16 protein-coding genes and 1 pseudogene are annotated in these 20,605 nt (G+C 55.5%); 8 read left to right on the forward strand and 9 right to left on the reverse strand.

Annotated elements, in window-relative coordinates:
* Nucleotides 1-56: 56 nt before the first annotated feature.
* From addB to GYMC52_RS03380, 4 genes are read left to right on the forward strand one after another with little or no spacing between them, the layout of a single operon-like run.
* The gene (gene addB, locus GYMC52_RS03365) at nt 57-3,560 is read left to right on the forward strand and encodes a helicase-exonuclease AddAB subunit AddB (RefSeq protein ID WP_343203258.1); all 3,504 of its coding nucleotides are present in this window, start codon (nt 57-59) and stop codon (nt 3,558-3,560) included.
* Nucleotides 3,561-7,289: a helicase-exonuclease AddAB subunit AddA gene (gene addA / locus GYMC52_RS03370; RefSeq protein ID WP_013523079.1), complete on the forward strand. Its 3,729-nt coding sequence runs from the start codon at nt 3,561-3,563 to the stop codon at nt 7,287-7,289.
* 20 nt (nt 7,290-7,309) lie between these two features.
* Nucleotides 7,310-8,488, forward strand: a complete 1,179-nt coding sequence (locus GYMC52_RS03375; RefSeq protein WP_013523080.1) for an exonuclease SbcCD subunit D — start codon at nt 7,310-7,312, stop codon at nt 8,486-8,488.
* Nucleotides 8,485-11,829 carry an AAA family ATPase gene (locus tag GYMC52_RS03380; protein WP_013523081.1) on the forward strand — a complete coding sequence of 1,115 codons (3,345 nt, stop codon included), beginning with the start codon at nt 8,485-8,487 and terminating at the stop codon, nt 11,827-11,829. Before GYMC52_RS03375 ends, GYMC52_RS03380 begins: the two co-directional genes overlap by 4 nt.
* A 161-nt stretch (nt 11,830-11,990) precedes the next feature.
* On the opposite strand, the pseudogene GYMC52_RS03385 reads toward GYMC52_RS03380, so the two are convergent.
* The 8 genes and pseudogenes from GYMC52_RS03385 to GYMC52_RS03415 all read right to left on the reverse strand — a co-directional run.
* Nucleotides 11,991-13,043 (reverse strand): annotated as a pseudogene (locus GYMC52_RS03385) (RNA-guided endonuclease TnpB family protein); the annotation flags it as partial.
* 357 nt (nt 13,044-13,400) lie between these two features.
* Entirely contained in the window at nt 13,401-13,622 is a 222-nt protein-coding gene (locus GYMC52_RS03390; protein WP_011230188.1) for a spore germination protein, read from the reverse strand.
* The gene (locus GYMC52_RS03395; protein WP_011230189.1) at nt 13,622-14,020 is read right to left on the reverse strand and encodes a spore germination protein GerPE; all 399 of its coding nucleotides are present in this window, start codon (nt 14,018-14,020) and stop codon (nt 13,622-13,624) included. The genes GYMC52_RS03390 and GYMC52_RS03395 overlap by 1 nt, the downstream gene beginning before the upstream one ends.
* Nucleotides 14,017-14,208 carry a hypothetical protein gene (locus tag GYMC52_RS03400; protein WP_013146202.1) on the reverse strand — a complete coding sequence of 64 codons (192 nt, stop codon included), beginning with the start codon at nt 14,206-14,208 and terminating at the stop codon, nt 14,017-14,019. The genes GYMC52_RS03395 and GYMC52_RS03400 overlap by 4 nt, the downstream gene beginning before the upstream one ends.
* Nucleotides 14,205-14,807, reverse strand: coding sequence for a spore germination protein GerPC (locus tag GYMC52_RS03405; protein ID WP_013523083.1), 603 nt, complete (start codon nt 14,805-14,807; stop codon nt 14,205-14,207). The genes GYMC52_RS03400 and GYMC52_RS03405 overlap by 4 nt, the downstream gene beginning before the upstream one ends.
* Nucleotides 14,808-14,890: 83 nt before the next feature.
* Nucleotides 14,891-15,103, reverse strand: a complete 213-nt coding sequence (locus GYMC52_RS18380) for a spore germination protein GerPB (protein WP_013146201.1) — start codon at nt 15,101-15,103, stop codon at nt 14,891-14,893.
* Nucleotides 15,104-15,118: 15 nt separating this feature from the next.
* Nucleotides 15,119-15,340: a spore germination protein gene (locus GYMC52_RS03410; protein ID WP_011230193.1), complete on the reverse strand. Its 222-nt coding sequence runs from the start codon at nt 15,338-15,340 to the stop codon at nt 15,119-15,121.
* Nucleotides 15,341-15,410: 70 nt separating this feature from the next.
* Entirely contained in the window at nt 15,411-15,635 is a 225-nt protein-coding gene (locus tag GYMC52_RS03415; protein ID WP_013523084.1) for a spore germination protein, read from the reverse strand.
* Nucleotides 15,636-15,785: 150 nt separating this feature from the next.
* On the opposite strand from GYMC52_RS03415, the gene GYMC52_RS03420 reads away from it, so the two are divergent.
* The 3 genes from GYMC52_RS03420 to GYMC52_RS03430 all read left to right on the forward strand — a co-directional run bounded on the left by GYMC52_RS03420 (nt 15,786) and on the right by GYMC52_RS03430 (nt 19,120).
* On the forward strand, nt 15,786-16,010 hold the full coding sequence (locus tag GYMC52_RS03420) for a spore germination protein (protein ID WP_013523085.1): 225 nt from the start codon (nt 15,786-15,788) through the stop codon (nt 16,008-16,010).
* A 210-nt stretch (nt 16,011-16,220) separates the two neighbouring features.
* Nucleotides 16,221-17,816: a fatty acid--CoA ligase gene (locus tag GYMC52_RS03425; RefSeq protein ID WP_013523086.1), complete on the forward strand. Its 1,596-nt coding sequence runs from the start codon at nt 16,221-16,223 to the stop codon at nt 17,814-17,816.
* A gap of 137 nt (nt 17,817-17,953) precedes the next feature.
* On the forward strand, nt 17,954-19,120 hold the full coding sequence (locus GYMC52_RS03430; RefSeq protein ID WP_013523087.1) for a DUF418 domain-containing protein: 1,167 nt from the start codon (nt 17,954-17,956) through the stop codon (nt 19,118-19,120).
* A 10-nt stretch (nt 19,121-19,130) separates the two neighbouring features.
* Here the strand turns inward: GYMC52_RS03430 and GYMC52_RS03435 are convergent, their stop codons facing one another.
* The gene (locus GYMC52_RS03435; protein ID WP_011230198.1) at nt 19,131-19,301 is read right to left on the reverse strand and encodes an aspartyl-phosphate phosphatase Spo0E family protein; all 171 of its coding nucleotides are present in this window, start codon (nt 19,299-19,301) and stop codon (nt 19,131-19,133) included.
* A gap of 316 nt (nt 19,302-19,617) precedes the next feature.
* Here GYMC52_RS03435 and GYMC52_RS03440 point away from each other — a divergent pair, with 316 nt between their 5' ends.
* Nucleotides 19,618-20,520, forward strand: coding sequence for a fumarylacetoacetate hydrolase family protein (locus GYMC52_RS03440; RefSeq protein WP_013523089.1), 903 nt, complete (start codon nt 19,618-19,620; stop codon nt 20,518-20,520).
* Nucleotides 20,521-20,605: the final 85 nt, after the last annotated feature.

Raw genomic sequence — 20,605 nt, forward strand, 5'->3', positions numbered from 1 at the left:
AAGCGAACATACGTGCTAAAATAAAAAAATAAAGGAAACGAATGGTGGTGGATACAATGTCGCTGCGGTTTTTGCTCGGACGGTCAGGAAGTGGGAAAACGGCTGTCTGCCTCGAAGAAATTCGCCGCCAGTTGCAAGAGGATCCAAAAGGAAGGGCGATCGTCTATCTCGTTCCGGAGCAAATGACATTTCAATGCGAATACGCGTTGATACATACCGAGGGAGTGGACGGGATGATTCGCGCCCAAGTGTTCAGCTTCACCCGTCTCGCTTGGCGCGTGCTGCAGGAAACAGGCGGCATGACCCGGTACCACATTCATGATGTTGGCGTGCAGATGATGATCCGCAAAATTATTGAGCAACGCAAACAAGAGCTGAAACTGTTTGGCCGCGCGGCGGACAAACATGGGTTTATCGAGCAGCTGAATGAAATGATCGCTGAATGCAAACGGTATTGCCTGACGCCGGGCGAACTCCGCCGACATGCTGAGGCGTTCGAGGATGGGCCAAGCCAGCCGGGCCGCCGCTTGCTCGCTGACAAGTTGAGCGATGTCGCGCTTGTGTATGAGGAACTTGAGCGGAGTCTTATCGGCCACTATCTTGATTCGGAAGATTATTTGCGCTTGCTCGCTGAGCATATTCCGCGCTCAAGTTATTTGCGGGATGCCGATATTTACATCGACGGCTTTCATCATTTCGCGCCGCAAGAATATATGATCATCGAACAGCTTCTTCTCCATTGCCGGCGCGTCACCGTTTGTTTGACGATCGACCGCCCGTATGACGACGGAATGCCGGACGAACTTCACCTCTTTTATTTGCCGGCGCAAACGTACCGCCAGCTGAGGGAGTTGGCGCTAAGCAATGACATTGCGATCGAAGAGCCGATCGTGCTTTCGGCCAACCGACGCCATGAAGACAGGGCGCTCGTTCATCTTGAGGCGCAATTTCACCGACGCCCATTGCTTCCATATGGTGCAAAGACCGATGCCGTTCATCTTTATGAGGCGTCCAATCGCCGAGCAGAAATCGAAGCGGTCGCACGCGAAATCATCCGCCTTGTCCGCGATGAAGGGGCGCGCTATCGCGACATTGCGCTGATCATCCGCCAGACGGAGGCGTACCGCGATCTGGTGAAAACGGTGTTTTTTGATTTTGGGATCCCGTATTTTATGGATGAAAAAGAACCGATGCACCACCACCCGCTCATTGAACTCGTGCGCGCTGCCTTAGAGACGGTCGTGACGCGTTGGCGATATGAAGCGGTGTTTCGGGCGGTGAAAACGGATTTGCTTTTTCCAACGGACGGCGATCTGCACATGTGGCGCGAGGCGGCCGACAAGCTCGAAAACTATGTGCTTGCTTACGGAATCAAAGGGGATAAGTGGACAAACAATGAGCGCTGGGCGTATCGGCGCTATCAGGCGCTTGACGGTTTGAACGTACCACAAACGGATGAAGAGCGGCAGTTTGAGGACATGCTCAATGAATGGCGCGAGGCGTTGGCCGCTCCGCTTCGCCGGTTGGAGCGCCGTCTGCGCCGGGCGGAGGACGGACGCGGGTTTTGTATGGCATTATATCTGTTTTTGGAAGAATTGCAGATTCCAAAAAAACTAGAGAAAATGAGCGCGCAAGCGGAAGCGGACGGCCGCCTCGTTGAAGCGCGCCAGCATGAACAGGCGTGGAACGCCGTCGTCGATTTGCTTGACCAATATGTAGAAATGCTCGGGGCAGAATCACTGCCGCTCGCTGAGTTTGTCAAGATTATCGAGGCTGGGCTCGATCGGTTGGAGTTCTCCCTTGTGCCGCCGGCGATGGACCAGGTGATCGTCGCTCAGCTTGATCGCTCTCGTTTAATTGACATCAAGTATGCGTTCGTCATCGGCGCCAACGATGGCGTTATTCCAGCGAAAGTGAAGGAAGACGGGCTGATGGCGGAAGTGGAGCGCGAGCAGCTGCGTGAGTTGGGGGTGGCGCTCGCCCCAGGGGGACGGGAGCAGCTGTTTTATGACCCGTTTTTTGTCTACTTGGCACTTGTTTGTCCGAGCCGGCGGCTGTATGTTACATATCCGCTTGCTGATGGAGAAGGGAAAGCGTTGATGCCGTCGCCGCTCATCAAGCAGCTTACGGAACTGTTTCCGCATGCGCCGGTGCATCTGTGCGGCAACGACCCGTTCGACGCCCCGGCAGAAAAAGCAGAGGCGTTCGTGACCGCGCCGCGGGCGACGCAAACGTATTTGATCAGCCAGCTCCGAGCATGGAAGCGCAACTACGGCATCGATCCGCTTTGGTGGGATGTGTATAACACGTTCATCGGCCATCGGGACTGGAAGGAGCAGGTGCGGCATGCCGTCTCCGCGCTCTTTTATACAAACGGAGCGACGCCGCTCAAAAAACAGTGGAGCCAGCGGCTGTACGGCAAAAAAATTCAGGCGAGCGTCTCGCGCATGGAGCAGTTTCAAAAATGCCCGTACGCCCATTTCGCATCGCATGGGCTGCGGTTGAAAGAGCGCAACGTTTTCCGACTTGAGGCGCCGGATGTTGGGCAATTGTTCCATGCCGCCATCAAGCAAATCGCCGACCGGCTGCGCGAACAGCATCTTGATTGGCGCGAACTGTCAAGACCAGACTGTGAACGGCTGTCGGCCGAAGCGGTCGAGCGAATCGCCCCGCTCATCCAGCAGCAAGTGCTCTCAAGCTCTCATCGCTATGAATATATGAAACGAAAATTGAAACACGTCGTTGCCCGTACAACCCATGTGTTAAGTGAGCATGCGCGGGCGAGCGGTTTCGTTCCGATCGGACTTGAGCTGTCATTCGGCCCCAATGGCGACCTGCCGCCGCTTCGGTTTCGGCTGCCCGACGGAACAGTGATGGAGCTTGTTGGGCGGATCGACCGCGTCGATAAGGCGGAAAGCAGCCAAGGAGTGCTTCTGCGCATTATCGATTACAAATCGAGCGCGAAAACGCTCGATTTGACGGAAGTATATTACGGCCTGGCGCTGCAAATGCTCACCTACCTGGACATCGTGCTGACGTATGCCGAACAGCTCGTTGGACAGCCGGCCTTGCCAGCCGGGGTGCTTTATTTTCACATCCACAATCCGATCGTTCAAGCGAAGCAATGGGTGGATGATGAGGTGGAAATGGCGAAAAAGTTGCTTGAACCGTTTCGGATGCGCGGGCTGTTGCTCGCTGACGTCGAGGCGATCCGGTTGATGGACAGCCGAACGGAAGAGGGACAATGGTCGCTGATTGTGCCCGCTCAGCTTACGAAAAGCGGGTCGATCCATTCGCGTTCGTCGGTGGCGAGTCCATCCGACTTTGCCGCGCTCCGCCAGCATGTCCGCCGTTTGTTCATCGACATCGGCGGGCAAATCGCCGACGGCGTCGTGTCGATCGCCCCGTACAAGTTGAAAGATAAAACAGCGTGCGAGTTTTGCGTCTTCAAACCGGTCTGCCAATTTGATGAGGCACTCTCCGGCAACGAATACCGGAAGCTTGCCCCGCAAACGAAGGAAGCGGTCATCGAAAAACTAGCGGAAGGGAAGGAAGGATAAATGAACGCCACGATTCGCCCGAAGCCGGCTGGGAGCCGATGGACGGATGAACAATGGAAGGCGATCGCCGCGGGCGGCCGAGACATTCTTGTCGCCGCGGCGGCCGGATCCGGGAAAACGGCCGTTCTTGTCGAGCGGATCATTCAAAAAGTGACGGCGGAAGAAGGAGCGGTCGATATCGACCGGCTGCTTGTCGTTACCTTTACCAATGCGGCAGCCGCGGAGATGAAAGCAAGAATCGGCGAGGCGCTCGAGCGGGAATTGGCCAAGCGTCCGCATTCGCTCCATTTGCGACGTCAACTCAGCCTGCTTCCCCGCGCCGCGATCTCGACGCTCCATTCCTTTTGCTTGGATGTCATTCGCAAATATTACTATTTGCTTGATTTGGATCCGTCGTTTCGCATCGCGGATGAAACGGAAATCGAGCTGTTGAAAGAGGATGTCCTTGAAGAGCTGCTTGAGGAGGAATACGGAAAGCCGGACAACGAGCGGTTTTTCGCTGTCGTGGATGCCTATACGGGCGACCGGAGCGATGCGGAGCTGCAGGAGATGATTGTCGCCCTTTATGAATTTTCCCGCTCCCATCCGGAACCAGATGAATGGTTGGCCGGTTTGACCTCGATGTATAATGTCGATGAACGAACAGATATAAAGACGCTGCCAGCAGCCCGCTATATCGCGCAACATGCCGCGATGGAGCTGGCGGCGGCCAAACGGCTGATCCGAAGGGCGCTTGAGCTTGCTGAAGAGCCGGGCGGACCGCGGCCGTATGCTGCTCGGCTCCGTGAAGATTTGGAGCGGATTGCCGAGTTGGAGGTGCATCTTTCCGGAACGTGGGATGGGTTGCATCACGCGCTCAAGGCGCTGTCGTTTGGGCGGCTGCCGGCCTGCCGCGGCAAGGACTATGACGAGCGGCTGATCGACGAAGCCAAATCGCTGCGCGATCAGGCGAAAAAGAAAGTGGAGGCGCTGCGCGACAATGTGTTTTCGCTCGATCCATCCGTTTGGCTCCGCCATATGCGGGAAATGAAGCCGATCGTTGAAACGATCGCTAACCTTGTCCGCCGTTTTGCCGTCATGTTCCAAGCGGCGAAACGGGAAAAAGGAATCGTTGATTTTTCTGATTTGGAGCATTATTGTTTGCATATTTTGCGGCGGCGCGATCCGGAAACGGGCGAATCGCAGCCTTCCTCCGCCGCCTTGGAATACCAGGCGCAGTTTGATGAAGTGCTTGTTGACGAGTATCAAGATACGAACCTCGTTCAAGAAGCGATTTTGCAGCTGGTGAAAAAAGGGAGCGAACGAACAGGCAATTTGTTTATGGTCGGCGACGTGAAACAGTCGATTTACCGATTCCGCCTTGCCGAGCCGATGCTGTTTTTGGACAAATACAAACGATTCACCGCCGACGGGGAAGAAGGGGGGATGAAAATCGACCTCGCGAGCAACTTCCGCAGCCGCCGCGAAGTGCTTGACGGGACGAATTTTCTGTTTGCGCAACTCATGGGGGAAACCGTCGGCGAAATGGTTTACGACGAAGCGGCGCAGCTGAAATACGGCGCCGATTACCCGGAAGGGGAGGATGCGGCGCCGGAAGTCATGATCATCAACCGGCAGCGTGCGGCGGAAGAGGACGAAGAGGAAGCGGCTGAATGGGAAGCGGCGGAGCTCGAGGCGCGGCTGATGGCGAAAAAAATCAAAGAGATCGTTTCCGCTCCGTTTTATGTATACGATCGTTCGAGCGGGCAGCCGCGGCGCGCCATGTACCGTGACATCGTCATCCTTGTCCGCTCGATGACGAATGCGCCGCAGATGATCGAGCAGTTGCAGGCGCAAGGCATCCCGGCGGCCGCGGATTTGTCATCCGGCTATTTTCAGGCGACGGAAATTTCTATCATGCTCTCACTGTTAAAAGTGATCGACAACCCGCACCAAGACATTCCGCTCGCCGCGGTGCTCCGGTCGCCGCTCTTTCATTTTGACGAGAATGAGCTCGCCATGATTCGCCTCGCCGATCCAAAAGGCACGTTTTATGAAGCGCTCTGTTCGTTTCGGCAAAAGCCGGCGGAAACAAAAGAGGAGGCCAACGCCCAAAGGAAAGCGGCGGCTTTCTTAGAGCGGCTCGAGGGCTGGCGTACGATGGCGCGCCGCCGCTCATTAGCTGATCTCATTTGGCAGCTGTACCGCGATACGCAATTTTACGATTTTGTCGGCGCACTGCCGGGCGGCAGGCAACGGCAGGCGAACTTGCGCGCTTTGTACGACCGCGCGCGGCAGTACGAGTCGACGTCGTTTCGCGGCTTGTTTCGCTTTCTTCGCTTCATCGAGCGGCTGCAAGAGCGCGGCGACGATTTAGGGGCGGCCCGGCCGCTCGGCGAGCAGGAAGACGTCGTGCGCATCATGACGATTCACAGCAGCAAAGGATTGGAATTTCCGATCGTGTTTCTCGCCGGGCTTGCGCGTTCGTTTCATACGCGCGATTTGCATCACCCATATTTGCTCGATAAAGAGCTGGGCTTTGCCGCCCGCTTTGTCCACCCGCGGCTGCGCATCAGTTATCCGACGCTGCCGCTGTTGGCCATCCAAACGAAAAAGCGGCTTGAACTGCTCGCTGAGGAGATGCGCATTTTGTATGTCGCGCTCACAAGGGCAAAAGAGAAGCTGTATTTGTTGGCGTCGGTCAACGATGCGGCCAAGGAGATTGAAAAATGGAAAAGCGCTGCTTCGGAACGCGGCTGGCTTCTCCCCGACGATGTGCGGGCTTCGGCCCGCTCCTACTTGGATTGGATCGGCCGGGCGCTCATCCGTCATCGTGATGGGGGGGCGCTTGCGGGAACGAAGGCGCCTGAAGAGGTCGCCTCTCACCCGTCTGTATGGCGTGTCGCCATCGTGCCGGCCGCCGATTTGCGCGGCCAAGAGGCTGCGAGGGAGGAGATGGATGGCGGCGTGCTTCTTGCCCTCGAACAAGGCCGACCCGTTCCCGTGGGAGGAGGGTGGCAGGAGGAGGCCAAACGCCGCTTGTTGTGGCGGTATTCGTATGAGAAAGAAACGGCCGTGCGCGCCAAGCAATCGGTGTCAGAACTCAAAGAACAGCGCGCGCTCTTTGGCGAGCAAGCGGACGAATGGCGGCCGCGCCAAGGGACGGCTCCGGTGTTTTCCCGGCCGCGCTTCATGCAGGAGAAAACGTTGACGCCGGCCGAAAAAGGGACGGCGCTCCATGTCGTCATGCGCCATCTCGATTTGCAAGCGCCGCTTGATGAATCGTCGATCCGCAGTCAGATCGTCCGCCTTGTCGAAAAAGAGCTGCTGTCGGCAGAACAAGCCGAGGCGGTCGATCCAGCGGCCATCGCTGCCTTTTTCACTGCAGATCTTGGCCGCCGCCTTTGCGCCGCCCGCGAAGTGCACCGTGAAGTGCCGTTCAGCTTGGGGCTTAAAGCGGCTGAACTGTACGGCGGCGAAGGGACGGAAAGCGGCCGGCGCGTCCTCGTGCAAGGGGTGATCGACTGCGTGTTTGCCGACGAATGCGGCTATGTGATGATTGACTATAAAACGGATGAAGTCGTCCACCGTTTTGCTGGGCAAAAGGAAGAAGCGGCTCGTTTTCTGCTCGGCCGCTACGGGACGCAAATGCGCTTGTACCGGCGGGCCATCGAGCAAATTTGGCGTGCGCCGGTGGCGGAATGCTATTTGTATTCGTTTGACGGCGGGTTTGTTGTGGCTGTTGAGTGATGCAAGGGGGGAAAGAGAGAATGCGGATTTTGCATACCGCGGACTGGCATTTTGGGAGAACGCTCGAGGGGCGGAGTCGGATGGCCGAGCAAGAGGCATTTGTTGATGAGCTTGTGGAGATTGTCAAGAAAGAACAAATCGACATCATCCTTGTGGCCGGCGATGTATTCGACTCCGTCAATCCGCCGGCGGCTGCGGAACAACTGTTTTATGAAAGCCTCGCCCGCTTGTCCGACAAAGGACGCCGCCCGGTGGCAGTCATCAGCGGCAACCACGACCACCCCGACCGGATCAGCGCTGCCCGGACGTTGATGTGTGCGCACAACATTTTTCTTTTCGGCCGCCCGCAAGCGGCTGTTTGCCGGATTGACGTTCCATCGTGCGGCGAAACGATGATGCTTGCTCCGTTGGCCTATCCGTCCGAATCGCGCCTCGCCGAGCTGTTGTCATCCGACTGTAAGGAGACGACGATGCGCGATCGGTACGATGACCGCATCCGCGCCCTATTAGCGGCGATGGCCGCCTCGTTCACGGCGGAGACCGTCAATATCGCGATGAGCCATCTTTACGTTGCCGGCGGACGTACGTCCGATTCCGAGCGGCCGATTGAAGTCGGCGGCGCTTATACGGTGGCGGCTGAGAGCTTGCCGAAAGCCGCGCAATATGTGGCGCTTGGCCATCTGCACCGGCCGCAGGATGTCAAGCAGGCAAAGACGGCGGCGCGCTATTCCGGCTCGCCTCTGGCGTACAGCTTTTCCGAAGCCGGTCAAGCCAAATCGGTCACGGTCGTTGACGTGCATCCAGGCGGGGCGGCCAAGGTGGCGGAGATACCGCTCGCTGCCGGCAAACCGCTCATCCGTTGGAAGGCGACAGAGGGGCTCGCTCAAGTATACCGCTGGTGTGAGGAAGGAAGAGACCGATCAAGCTGGATCGATTTGGAGATCCATGTGACCGAGTCGTTGACAATGGAGGAAATTGATCGGCTGCGTAAGCTTCATCCCGGATTTGTCCACATTCGCCCGGTGCTTCCCAATCGGGCGGAAGAGATGATGGAAATGAGCCGCGAGCCGCTTTCACTTGAAGAAATGTTTCACCGCTTTTACGAACGGCAGACTGGGGGACAAACGCCGGATGAAGAGCTCGTCCGCCTCTTTTTGGAGCTGGCGGCGGAAGAAGAGAAGGAAGGGGAGGGAGAATGAAGCCGATCTCGCTGACGATCGCCGGGCTTCATAGCTTTCGTGAAAAGCAGACGATCGATTTCACCGCACTGTGTGAGGGCGGTGTGTTCGGCATTTTCGGGCCGACTGGAAGCGGCAAATCAACGATTTTAGACGCCATGACGCTCGCCTTGTTCGGCAGCGTCGAGCGGGCGGCCAACCGCACGCAGGCGATCATCAACCACGCGGAGCAAGAGTTGTTTGTCTCGTTTACGTTTGAGCTGGAAAATGCGGCAGGAGCGAAACGGTATACAGTCGAACGAAGCTTAAAAAAAGTGGACGAATGGCGGACGCGCAGCGCCGTTTGCCGCCTGATCGAGCATCGGTCCGAGCCGGTCGTGCTCGCCGATAAACTATCGGAGGTGGACAAGGCGATCGAGCAATTGCTCGGCTTGACGATGGAGGATTTCACCCGGGCGGTCGTCTTGCCGCAAGGAAAATTTGCCGAATTTTTATCGCTCAAAGGGTCGGAGCGGCGGCAAATGCTGCAGCGCCTCTTCCATCTTGAGCGGTATGGCGATCAGTTGAATAAAAAGTTGAAAGACCGGCTTGCCGCCGCTCGGCAAGAATGGGAAAAAATCGAAGCGGAAAAAGCGGGGCTTGGCGATGCTTCAAAAGCAGCGCTCGAGCAGGCAGAGGCGGATGTGCGGGAGCTCGCGGGGCTGTTTGCCAAGCGAAAAAAAGAGCTTGAGGAAGTCGAAGCAGATGTGGAACGAACAAAACAACGATGGGCGTGGCAGCAAGAAAAAGAAGCGGTCGAACAAGAGCTCGCCGCGCTGCGCCAACATGAATCCGCCATCCGCGAGCTTGAGGTGAAAAAGGAGCGCGCCGAGCAAGCAGAGCGCATATGGCCGTATTGGGAGCAGTGCGAGCAGGCATGTCGCTTGCGGGCAGAGGCGTTTCGTCGGTATGAAGGACTGGCGCGTCGGTTAGAGGAAGCCCAATTGAGCTATGAAGAAGCGGCGCGGCGTTATGAACGCGCGCGCCAAGAAAAGGCGCAGCGCGAACCGGAATTGCTCGTCCAGATGGAACGGCTGCGGCAGGCGGCGCAGCTTGAGCAGCAAATGGAAGTGCTTGGACAGGAGCTCGCAGCTCTTAGTGAAGAGAGGAAGCGACTCATTGCCCAGGAGAAGGCAGCTGCACGCCGGTTTGAAGAGGCGTCGGTCTGGTATGAGCGCGGCGCGAAGCGGCAGCGGGAGTTGAAAGAAGAACTGAAACAGCATGAAGAGGCGCTGGATGGAAAAGATGAGGCAGAGCGGGCGTACAGGCAGAAGCAGCATATTGAGCAAGCGGCGTCAGCCATCGCTCGCGTCGATGCCCAACTTCAGCAAAAGGAGGCCGTTTGGCGTCGGGCGAAAGAGGAAAAGTTGGAGCGGGAACGCCGATCAGCCGCTGTCGGCTCCCGGCTTCAAGAGCTGTTCCGGCGTGTGGAGCGGACGTATCGTTTCGTCTGCTGGCGGCAGCAGGACGCTGAAAAACAATTGTATACGTTGCAGAAAACCATGGAGGCGGAGCGACAGCGAGCCGAAGAAGCGCGGACGGCGCAACTCGCCTCCGCCTTGGCTGAGCGGCTCCGTCCCGGCGAGCCGTGTCCAGTGTGCGGATCGCGCGAGCATCCGCATCCGGCCGCCGCACCGCACGATGTCCAACTTGAGCGTCTGTCCGAGCTTGAGGCAGAGCGGCAGCGGTATGAACAAGATTGGCAAATGATCATTTCGTTCAAGGCGCAGCTCGAGCAGCTTGCCGAGCTGGCGGCAGGCCATGAAGCGCCGCCTCTGTTTGCTGAAAGCCGATCGGTGGAGGAGGTCGTCGACCTCACTGTGGAAGTGCGGGCGCTTGCGCAAGATGTCATTGAATTGAAAGAAGCGGTCTACCGGGTGCTTGCCCAATGGAATGAAGCCGAGTCAGCGCGGCGCGAAGCGGAGAAAGCGTGCCAATGGATAGCGGCGGACATCGAAGCGCTGCAAGTTGAAAAGCAGCGGCTGGAGGAAGAGCGGCGGCAACTTGAACAGCAATGGCGGCAGATGTATCCTTTCCTTTCGCTTGAGACGATCGATGCGGTGTATGAACAGCTGTGTGAACGGGAAAACGTGCGGCGCGACGTGCAAAAACGGCTGGAGGACAGCGTGCTGTTTTTAGAGGAAAAACAGCGGGCGAAAGAGGAAGCGGCCAAAGAGCGGAGCCGGCTTGAGACGGAGCGGGTGCGTCTTGACTCGCTGATTAGTGCCAAACAGCAGCAATGGAACGAATATGAGCGGCAACGGGGCGAGAAGGCGGGCTCAGGCCCAGCGGCTGTGCATCTTCAGAAGGCGGAGGCCGAATGGCGCCAGCTGCAAAACGGCGAGCAACAGGCGTATGAGGCCTGGCAGCGAGCCCAGCGGGAATATCAAATGCTTGAAAGCGAAACAAAAGCAGCCAAGCAGGCGTGGGAAGAAGGCGTCCGCCGCGAAGAAGAGGCGCTCGCTCGCTGGCGCGGCGCGCTTTTGGACACCATGTTTGCCGATGCCGAACAAGTCAAGCAAGCAAAGGCGGAAAAAGCGCAGCGAGATGAATGGGATGAGGCAATCCGCCGCTATTGGCGCCAAATCGAGCAAGCCGAACATCGCCTCGCCCAGCTGGCCGCCGCCATCGGGGGGGCGGCGGTGAGCGCTGAACAATGGGAGACGATGCAGCGTGTATACGCCGAGTTGAAGGAGCAAGTGGAGGCGATGACGCAGCAGCTTGGGGCGGCTCAAGCGAAGGTGGAAGAGTTGAAAAAAAAACATAGCCGCTTTGTTGAACTGGAGGAGAAGCAGACGGAGCTCAGCCGGCACATCGAGCGGTATAAACAGCTGCAGGCGCTGCTTCGCGGCAACAGCTTTGTCGAATTTATGGCTGAAGAGCAGCTCGAGCAAGTCACCGCCATGGCTTCGGAACGGCTGCAGCGGCTGACACGGCACCGGTATTCGCTCGAATTGGATTCGCAAGGCGGGTTTCTGATCCGCGATGATGCCAATGGCGGCGTCAGACGGCCGGTATCGACGCTCTCGGGTGGGGAGACATTTTTGACGTCACTGTCGTTGGCGTTGGCGTTATCGGCGCAAATTCAGCTGCGCGGCGAGTATCCGCTCCGCTTTTTCTTCTTGGACGAAGGGTTTGGCACCCTCGATGCTGAGCTGCTTGAGACGGTCATTTCCGCCTTGGAAAAGCTGCATACCGAGCGGCTGGCGGTCGGCGTCATCAGTCATGTACAAGAAATTCGCCACCGTCTGCCGCGACGGCTCATCGTCGAACCGGCTGAACCGTCCGGACGCGGCACGCGCGTCTGGCTGGAAATGATTTGACACTCCGCACGCCTAAAGGCGTGGGATTCTTGGGTCGTTTGCGTCCTCATCCATTTCTGGTTCGGACAACGCAAAAGCTTCAGGGGTGTGTCATCACCCCGTCCCATCGGGTTACGATGTACCCCAATGGGCGGCGCACCTGTGACCAGTGCGCTAGGTTCAGCGGCGAAGCCCGAAATCGCTTTGGCGATGTTGATGGCGCCATTCAAGTCGGCGTGGAGAGTGTATCCACACCTTTGGCATCGGAAGCGGATGCCGTTTCGGTTCGCTTTCTCTCGATGACCACATTTACACGTTTGGCTCGTGTAGGTTGGATCCACCCACTCCACCCGAATGCCTGCCATTTCCGCTTTATAGGCAATCATCGTTTGCAGTTGGTGGAACGCCCAAGCATGAAGGCTTCGCCCCGCTTCTTTGGCCGATTTTGCCCGCTTGCGAATCCCCGTCAACGCTTCCATCCGAATCACGCCAACACCGTTGGCGAGCGCAACATTCACGATTTGACGGCTGATTTTGTGATTTTGCTCCTTCATCCAGCGGGACTCTTTGCGGCCGATTTTGCGAATCATCTGGAGCTTCTTCGCTTTGCCCAACGTTCGCCGCAAAGCCGCATATCGTCGGCGAATGAAGGCGCATTGGCTCCCTTTGAAAAACAACGATTTCGTTCCCACGCTGGCCACAGCGAGATAGCGAAGCCCAACGTCAACGCCCATCACCTTTGTTTCGTGCCGCGGCTTCACGTCAAAGGTGATCGCGATCGCCAAGTACCATTTCTTTCTCTTTTTGTAGAGCTTGGCGGCCCCTTGTTTAGCGGTTCCATCGAGCAGCCGATTCAGCCATGCTTCTTGATAGGGGCGCGTGACGACCGGCACGCCAATTCTCTTCTCCAGTGTGGGGAAGGAAACCGTGTAGAACGATCCTTTCTTTTCCACCTTCACGTTTTGATTGTTAAAGCAGCACCATAATGTTTGAAACTTCTTTGTTTTCTGGTTTTTCTTTTGGGACTTCACTTCTCGAATCGTTTGATTCACGACAGCGGAAGGAAACCGCTGCGGCGAAAACTCCTTAAAAATTTTGCTCGTTGCTTGATTCAGCTCGGGATGATTCAACAGCCAATTCGCAAACGCGGTATTCACTTCTGTCATCCGTTCATACATGTCTTGTTTGACTTTCGTTGGGTTGTACAGCTCCAGCCTTAGTGTGATGGTCGGCATGGATTCACCTCCTTGCGACGATTACATGATACCGTTTTTTTCATCATCATTCAATAATATGAAGAAAACGGCTCGCTTTCATCTCACCCCTCAAGGAGTGGGCTTTCTCGCTCGCTGATCTGTAAATGGATAGCCCGTTGAGCTGAACGGGCTTTTGGGAAATAATGGAGAGAGGCGGTCGCAAAAGGTTGGTTTCCTTTCGATCAAGCACAATGTATGGTTTTTTAGATATAGAGGCAAATAAGCAAAGGTGTCCGGATCCTTTTGGGACACCTTCTCTTTTTGGTTTCGGCAGCGTTCGGCTGATAAGGTTGATGTTGGCAAATGAAAGGTGAGGGGATTCGTTTTCTGCAACGTTCAGTTGTTGGCGGCTACGTTTTGGTCGGATACATCCGGATCAAACGCGTTTGTAAAGCTGATCGCGTTGTTCGTCATCACAAAATCGCCGGTGTTGAACCCGCCGGATCCGGCTTGCGTTTTCGTGGCGACTTTCGGCGCGATGTACAGACAGTCGCCCATTTGGACGACAGCTCCGCTGCTGACGTTGTTGATTTTAATCGGGCCGACAAACGAAGGCATTATAAATCCCTCCCTCTTGTTGGCGCGCTCGACTCAGAGCCGGCCAGCTGGCGGATATGTTTAATTCTTGCCTCTGCCTCCGCTGTCGAGGTCGAGCCGATATGGACGATGGCGGACGAAGAAATGGCGAGCACGCGCACAGACTGAACGGAAATGACCGGGGACTCATGGAGCGTTTGGCGTGCGGCTACCGGCGGTGGAGAAGTCCAGCGCGGGATCGGCTTCGCAAAAACAGGGAATATTTGTTCTCCTTCTGGGCCAAAAAACAGTTCATATTGCCGCTGAACGGCAAAGGCGCGCGTGCGGGCGGAAATTCGCTCTGAGTCGCCGATTTGCAGCACAGAGCTAATGATGAGCGTTTCGGCATGGAACGTTTGCACAACTGACGTTCGTTTCACGGCGTATCCCCTCGGGCCGGCACAAGCGGGACGAACGGGCCGATGATAAGCGATTCAGGCGGTGTGTCAAACGCTGATGACAAGTGAATCGCATCGGCGTCGCCGATTAAAAACAGCGAGGCACTGGCGACGGCCACGAGGCGGATGTCGCCAACATGCAGATGACGATTGATCACTGTATAATTCACGTCGATCCCTCCTTTGAAGGCAAATGTTTCAAAAACGCATCGAGCGATTGTTCGATATCGGCTTTCACTTTTTGAAAAATTTCATTTTCAACTGCTTCATCGCGGTCGCCGGACGGAACGTAGCCATGGTTGGCTTTCTCTTGCAAATAGAAGCGGATGCGTTCGTCTGTTTGCCGGGCGATGTCTTGCAAAATGAACTGGCGGTACGTATCGTCGAGGCGGCGGCCGTATTGCTGTTCAAGGCGTTTTAACGTTTCCGACGCTTCCCCGTTGAGATAGGCGGCTACTTTTTCTTGAATCGGGCGCATCAGCACCGGTTCCGGCTTTGGAATTACGGTTTTGACCGGTTCGACGGCAAAGTCTTCAATTGTACCGCCGGCTCCGGACGGAGCGATCCCGATGTTTAGCGTTCCTTCGAGCGTTTCCACTTTGAGCTGGTCAAATTTATATTCAATTCGTTCGATCGATGTGCGCGGCTGAGCCTCCATTTCCCGAAGCCGGGCTTCGAGTGCGTGGAGACGGCGTTCCAGAGCCCGTATTTTTTTTGTTTGCCATAATAAATAGCGGTGCAGCTTGACGAAATACTCGTAAATGCTCATTGTGCACCATCATCCTCTCCAAAGAGCCCTCTTACTTCAATATATGGACGGCCTTTCGCTCTCATCACTTTTTTTCGCTGAATTTAGCGGGTGGCTGAATGGAGAGGAACGAGAGGAGCGGATGCACCGGGCGGCACGGTCGCCTGTGGGGCCGGACCGGTGAATCCGCCGGTATTGGCAAGCGTTGAGAGCGCTTGAATGCTTCCGGCGCTGCCGATTTGCAAAACGGATGAATTGGTGACCGAGCCGATCCGCAACTGGTGGATGCAGATGCTTTGGCTGATGTAAACGTGCACCCTCCTTCTCCTCCTTCAAACGTTTCCGACGACATTTTCATCGGCGACATCGGCGTCATTCGTATTGGTATTGCTGTAATAGTTATAGATATGAAGCCCGTCGCCGGTGTTAAACGAACCGGCGCCAGCGAACGTTTTCGTCACGCTTTGCGGGGAAATCGCAAACACATCGCCAATATGGAACACGCCGCTGCTTCCAATGCTGTTCAGTTTGACGACTCCGACAAAAGCCGGCATGTGGGCATGCTCCCTTCCATGTTTTCTTCGTTGATACTAGTGTATGGGCGCAAGCTGCGAAACGTTCGCTTTAATTGTTGGCGGCATTATTTGAGTCGAACACATCCGGATCGCCGTTGTTTGTAAAGCTGACGAACGTATTCGTCTGCAGGAAGTCCCCGTTGTTGCCGCCGCCTGAGCCGGTATTGGATTTCAACGTGCTCTTTGGTGTGATTTGCAAGACGTCGCCGAAATTCACCGTGCCGTCGCCGCTGACATGGGTGATTTTAATTGGACCGCTGATAAATGAAGGCATGAAGAGCCCCCTCCTTTTTCGTCGTGTCGCTATCGTTATTGTATGAAAACGGAGAAAAAACGGTTCAATGCGGGGCGAGAGTCCAATTGAGGAAAGCAGCTCCCGCGTATGATAAAGAAAGGGAACGGGCAGAAAGGAAGGGGAAAGGGGATGCCAGCAATCGTCATTGGGGGGATCAAAGTGACGAACGTAAGCGGCAATGGCACTGTCAACATGGGCGATGTGCTGCAAATCGCTCCGAAAAGCACCACGAAGTCAAACTCAGGTGCCGGCGGCGGCAATACTGGCGATTTCTTGCAAACGAATACGTTTTGCAGCGTCACGAATACGGTCGATCCGGACGTCTCCGACGCCGGGGTGAAAGGAAATAACTAGCGGTTGTCGAGACGACTCCCCTAGCGTTCGTTTTTGGAAAAAGAAGAAACCAGGTTCTTTTTTGGCGCAATGGAGCGGACTAGCCAAGAAAGAGGGCTGGCTTCAAAAGTCATTTTACGACTTTTGGGACGGCCCTCTTTTTCTTTATGCCATCTTTGTTATATAATACAATTGTGAATTTTCTAAAACATAAAACAGGGGGATGGGAGAATGAATGCGCCGCTCTTGCTCCATCACTTTTTCGATCGCGCCGTGGCTCTCTATGGGGACAAGACAGCCATGATTTGTTCGGGGCGGACGGTGACGTATCGTGAGCTTGGCGAACGGGTGTCGAGACTCGCCAACGGGCTGCGGGGGCTTGGCGTTCGCAAAGGCGACCGCGTGGCGTACTTGGCGCCCAACACGCTCGAGATGCTCGAAGGGTTTTACGGTGTGTTTGAAGTGGGAGGGGTGATGGTGCCGCTGAATACGCGGCTGAAACCGGATGATTACGTTTTTATTTTGAATCACAGCGAAACGAAAGTGTTGTTTGTGGATCAGGAGCTGTATGGGCTGATTGCACCAGTCAAAAACAAGCTTGAAACGGTCGAGGAGATCATTGTCCACCATAAAACAGAGGCGGCGATTGATGAAACCGCTTACGATGAATGGCTCGCCGCCCAGTCGTCAGCGCCGGTTCCGCGCCCGATGATCGATGAGAATGATGTATGCAGCTTGCTATATACGAGCGGGACGACAGGCAACCCAAAAGGAGTCATGCTGACGCATCGGAACAACTATTTGCATGCGCTTGTGACGATGCACCATTTGCGTGTGTCCGACCGCGATACGTATTTGCATGTGTTGCCGATGTTCCACGTCAACGGCTGGGGGGCTCCGTTTTATTACACCGCCAACGGGGCAACGCAAATCGGTTTGCGTAAAGTCGATCCGAAAGTCATTTTTGATCTTGTCAAGGAACATCAGGTGACGGTTATGCATATGGCTCCGACTGTGCTCAATATGTTGCTGCAATATTATGAGCAATATCAACCAGATGTCCCGGAAGGCGTGCGGGTCGTCATCGCCGGTTCTGCGCCGCCGCCGGCATTTGTCGCACGCGTTGAGGAAAAGCTCGGCTGGGAGTTTATCCAGGTGTACGGCATGACCGAATCATCTCCGCTCAGCACGATTTCGCTCATTCGTCCGCAGCTTGACGGACTGCCTGTGGAGCAAAAGCAGCGGATCAAGGCAAAAGCCGGCTATCCGATGATCGGCTGTGAAGTGAAAGTGGTCGATGAAAACGGCGACGAAGTGCCTCATAATGGCCGGGCGATCGGCGAGGTGATCGTCCGCAGCCATGGCGTCATGAAAGGATATTGGAAAAACGAAGAAGCAACCGCCGCAACGATCCGCGACGGCTGGCTGTATACCGGCGATATGGCGACCGTCGATGAATACGGGCATATTGATATCGTTGACCGGAAAAAGGATATTATTATTAGCGGAGGGGAAAATATTTCGTCGATTGAAGTCGAAGGTGCGCTTTATGAACACCCTGCTGTGCTTGAGGCAGCCGTCATTGCCGCGCCGCACGAAAAATGGGGAGAAACGCCGCATGCGTTTGTCGTCGTCCGACCAGGGCACAATGTGACAGAGGAAGAGCTGATCGCCTTTTCTCGGGAAAAACTGGCTCATTTCAAAGCCATTACAGGCGTTACGTTTGTCGATGAGCTGCCGAAAACAGCCTCCGGAAAAATTCAGAAAGTACACTTGCGCCGCCAATATTGGGATGCAATTGGAAAATCGGGCCGCTATGTCAACTGATGATACAGGCATGCGCCTTCAGACGGGCAGAGGAGAGCGCGTCGAATGAAATGGATAAGGCGGCGGGCGTGCCGGCAAGGCGGTAAAGCATCGCCGATTGCGCAGACGGCTAGGCGGCAGAAAGAAGGGAGAAAGCGATGATCAGATCGCCCGAGCGAATCGCCGCGGCCGATGTGCTGCGTGGATTCGCTTTGCTTGGCATTTTGCTTGTCAACATGCGTTATGTTTCCTCACCGGCGTTATACGACGACGGCGTCAAGGGCAGTGATTTTGACCGAGTTTTCGTTGCCGTCGTGGATGTGTTGTTTGAAGCAAGCGCGTATCCGCTGTTTGCCTTTTTATTCGGCTTTGGCGCCGTGATGATGTTCCGCCGGCTCCAAAGCCGCGGGGAGCGGCCGATTCCGATTCTTTTGCGCCGCTTCTTTCTTTTGCTTGGGATCGGCATTGCTCATGCGTTTGGCCTTTGGTTTGGCGATATTTTAATCCCCTACGCCCTCGCCGGGTTCATCATGCTTTTCTTTTTCGCCGCCCCGCCTCGTTGGTGGCGGACGGCGGCTGTTGCCGTCTTTTTTCTTTTTCACGGCCTCATGGCGCTGTTGTTAACTCTCAATGTGTTGACCGGAGAAATGGAGACAGCCGGCGGCCACGAGACCGCGGCGGCCGCGGCGGTTCGCCATTATCGAAACGGAACGTTTCGTGACGTGTTTTGGCAACGGTGGAACGACTGGATGTATATCAACGGCGATGGAGGGCTTTTGCTTACGGTGTTGACCGTGCTGCCGTTTTGTTTGCTTGGCGGCTATGCCGCCGACCAACGTTGGCTTGAAGCCGACCGTCACTCGCCTGCGAAGCTGCGCCGCCTGATGAGGTGGGCGCTATGTTTTGGTTTAGCACTGAAAACAATTCCGTATTGGGCTGCGGCCAACGACTTGACCATGTACATCCAAGACAGCTTCGGCGGCGCCGCATTGGCGGTGTTTTACGCGTCGGCTGCCGTGTTCGTCTGCGGGAAATCAAGTTGGCAGCGCGCTTGGCGGTGGTGGCAAGACGTCGGGAAAATGTCGCTCACCCATTACCTGGCCCAATCGCTCGTTTGCACGTCGCTGTTTTATGGTTATGGGCTTGGGTGGTATGGACGCACAAGCGCATGGCAGGAGATGTTGATTGCGTTTGCCTTGTATGCAACTCAAGTGTGGATAAGCCGCTTTTGGTTTGCGCGTTTTCATTATGGCCCGGTTGAGTGGATGTGGAGGTGGGGAACATACGGAACGCGGCCGCCGTTTCGCCGCCGGCCGGGGCAATAAAAACCCCCGCTTACTGAACGGACGGGGAAGGCGATTCAAAAATCCGCGTTTGCTGCAAATATTGATTGATCAATTGGTCAAGCTCTTGGCTGCATTCGATCGTCTCTTTGGCCGTAAACCCATAAGTGAGCGCCAATTCGATCATTTGTTGTCGTTTTTCTTCAATTTGCAACAGAACCATTTCCTTCACCATCAATTCGTTTGAAATGTTGGTTGAGGCATGCCGGGTCGATGCAAGAGACGTTTGTTGCATGACGAAAGTCGCAATCGACGCCCTAGTGGAAACTAAACATTATTATACATATCACGACGAAAAAAGAAAGTGATTCGGGAAAATAAGTGATAAATTTCCTAATTTAGACAAAATTCTACAAAAAACAGGACTTTTTCGCCTCGATGGCGAATATCATCCTCAACGCGCCAAAATGGCGAAGGCGGGTGGAAGAGAAGAGTTCACGAAGCATCCGCTGCATAACAAACAAAGGGAGAGAGACACGATGAAACTGATCACCGCGCTTTTCGATGGAGAAACGTTTGTCGGAGCCGTGCCGCAAGGAGACGACCGGGCGGTTCATTTGCGCCGCGCCGAACGGACGATGGATGGGACGGAGACGATGCCGACGACTATGCTTGAGGCGATTGCCCAAGGGGAGGCGTTTTTCACCCGAGCACAAGAAGTAGTTGACTGGGCGCTGCGCCACCCGGCACCGGAGTACGTTTATCGCCTCAGTGATGTCCGTCTTTTGGCCCCGATCCCACGGCCGGCGAAAAACATTTTTTGCATCGGCAAAAACTATGTTGATCACGCGCTGGAGCTCGGCGGCGCCGATGTGCCGGAGCATTTGATCGTCTTCACGAAAGCGCCGACAACGGTCATCGGTCATGAGGAAACGATTTTGCGCCATGCCGATGTCACGGATGAAATGGACTATGAAGGGGAGCTGGCGGTGGTCATTGGCAAACAAGGGCGGGCGATCCGCCGCGAAGACGCGCTTGATTACGTATTTGGATACACGATCATCAACGATGTGACAGCAAGAGATTTGCAGGAGCGGCACCAACAATATTTTCTCGGCAAAAGCTTGGATACATTTTGCCCGATGGGGCCATGGATCGTGCCAAGCAAATTTGTGCCAAATCCAAACGATTTGCGCATCGAGACACGGGTCAACGGCGAAGTGCGCCAGCAAGCGAACACGAAACAATTGATTTTTTCCATTGAATCGATCATCGAGACGATCTCAAAAGGCATTACGCTTGAGCCGGGCGACATCATCGCTACAGGAACGCCGGCTGGAGTCGGCAAAGGGATGAACCCGCCGCGCTTTTTGCAGACGGGTGATGTCATTGAGGTGACGGTGGAAGGCATCGGCACGTTGCGCAACAAAGTGGGAGAGTAAACGGCGAAAGTGAGGAAGCTCCCATTGATGTTCGAAAGGCGTCCTCTTGAAAGAAAGGGCGTCTTTCGTTTTCGTGAAGTTTGTC

Source organism: Geobacillus sp. Y412MC52, assembly GCF_000174795.2.
Lineage (GTDB): Bacteria > Bacillota > Bacilli > Bacillales > Anoxybacillaceae > Geobacillus > Geobacillus thermoleovorans.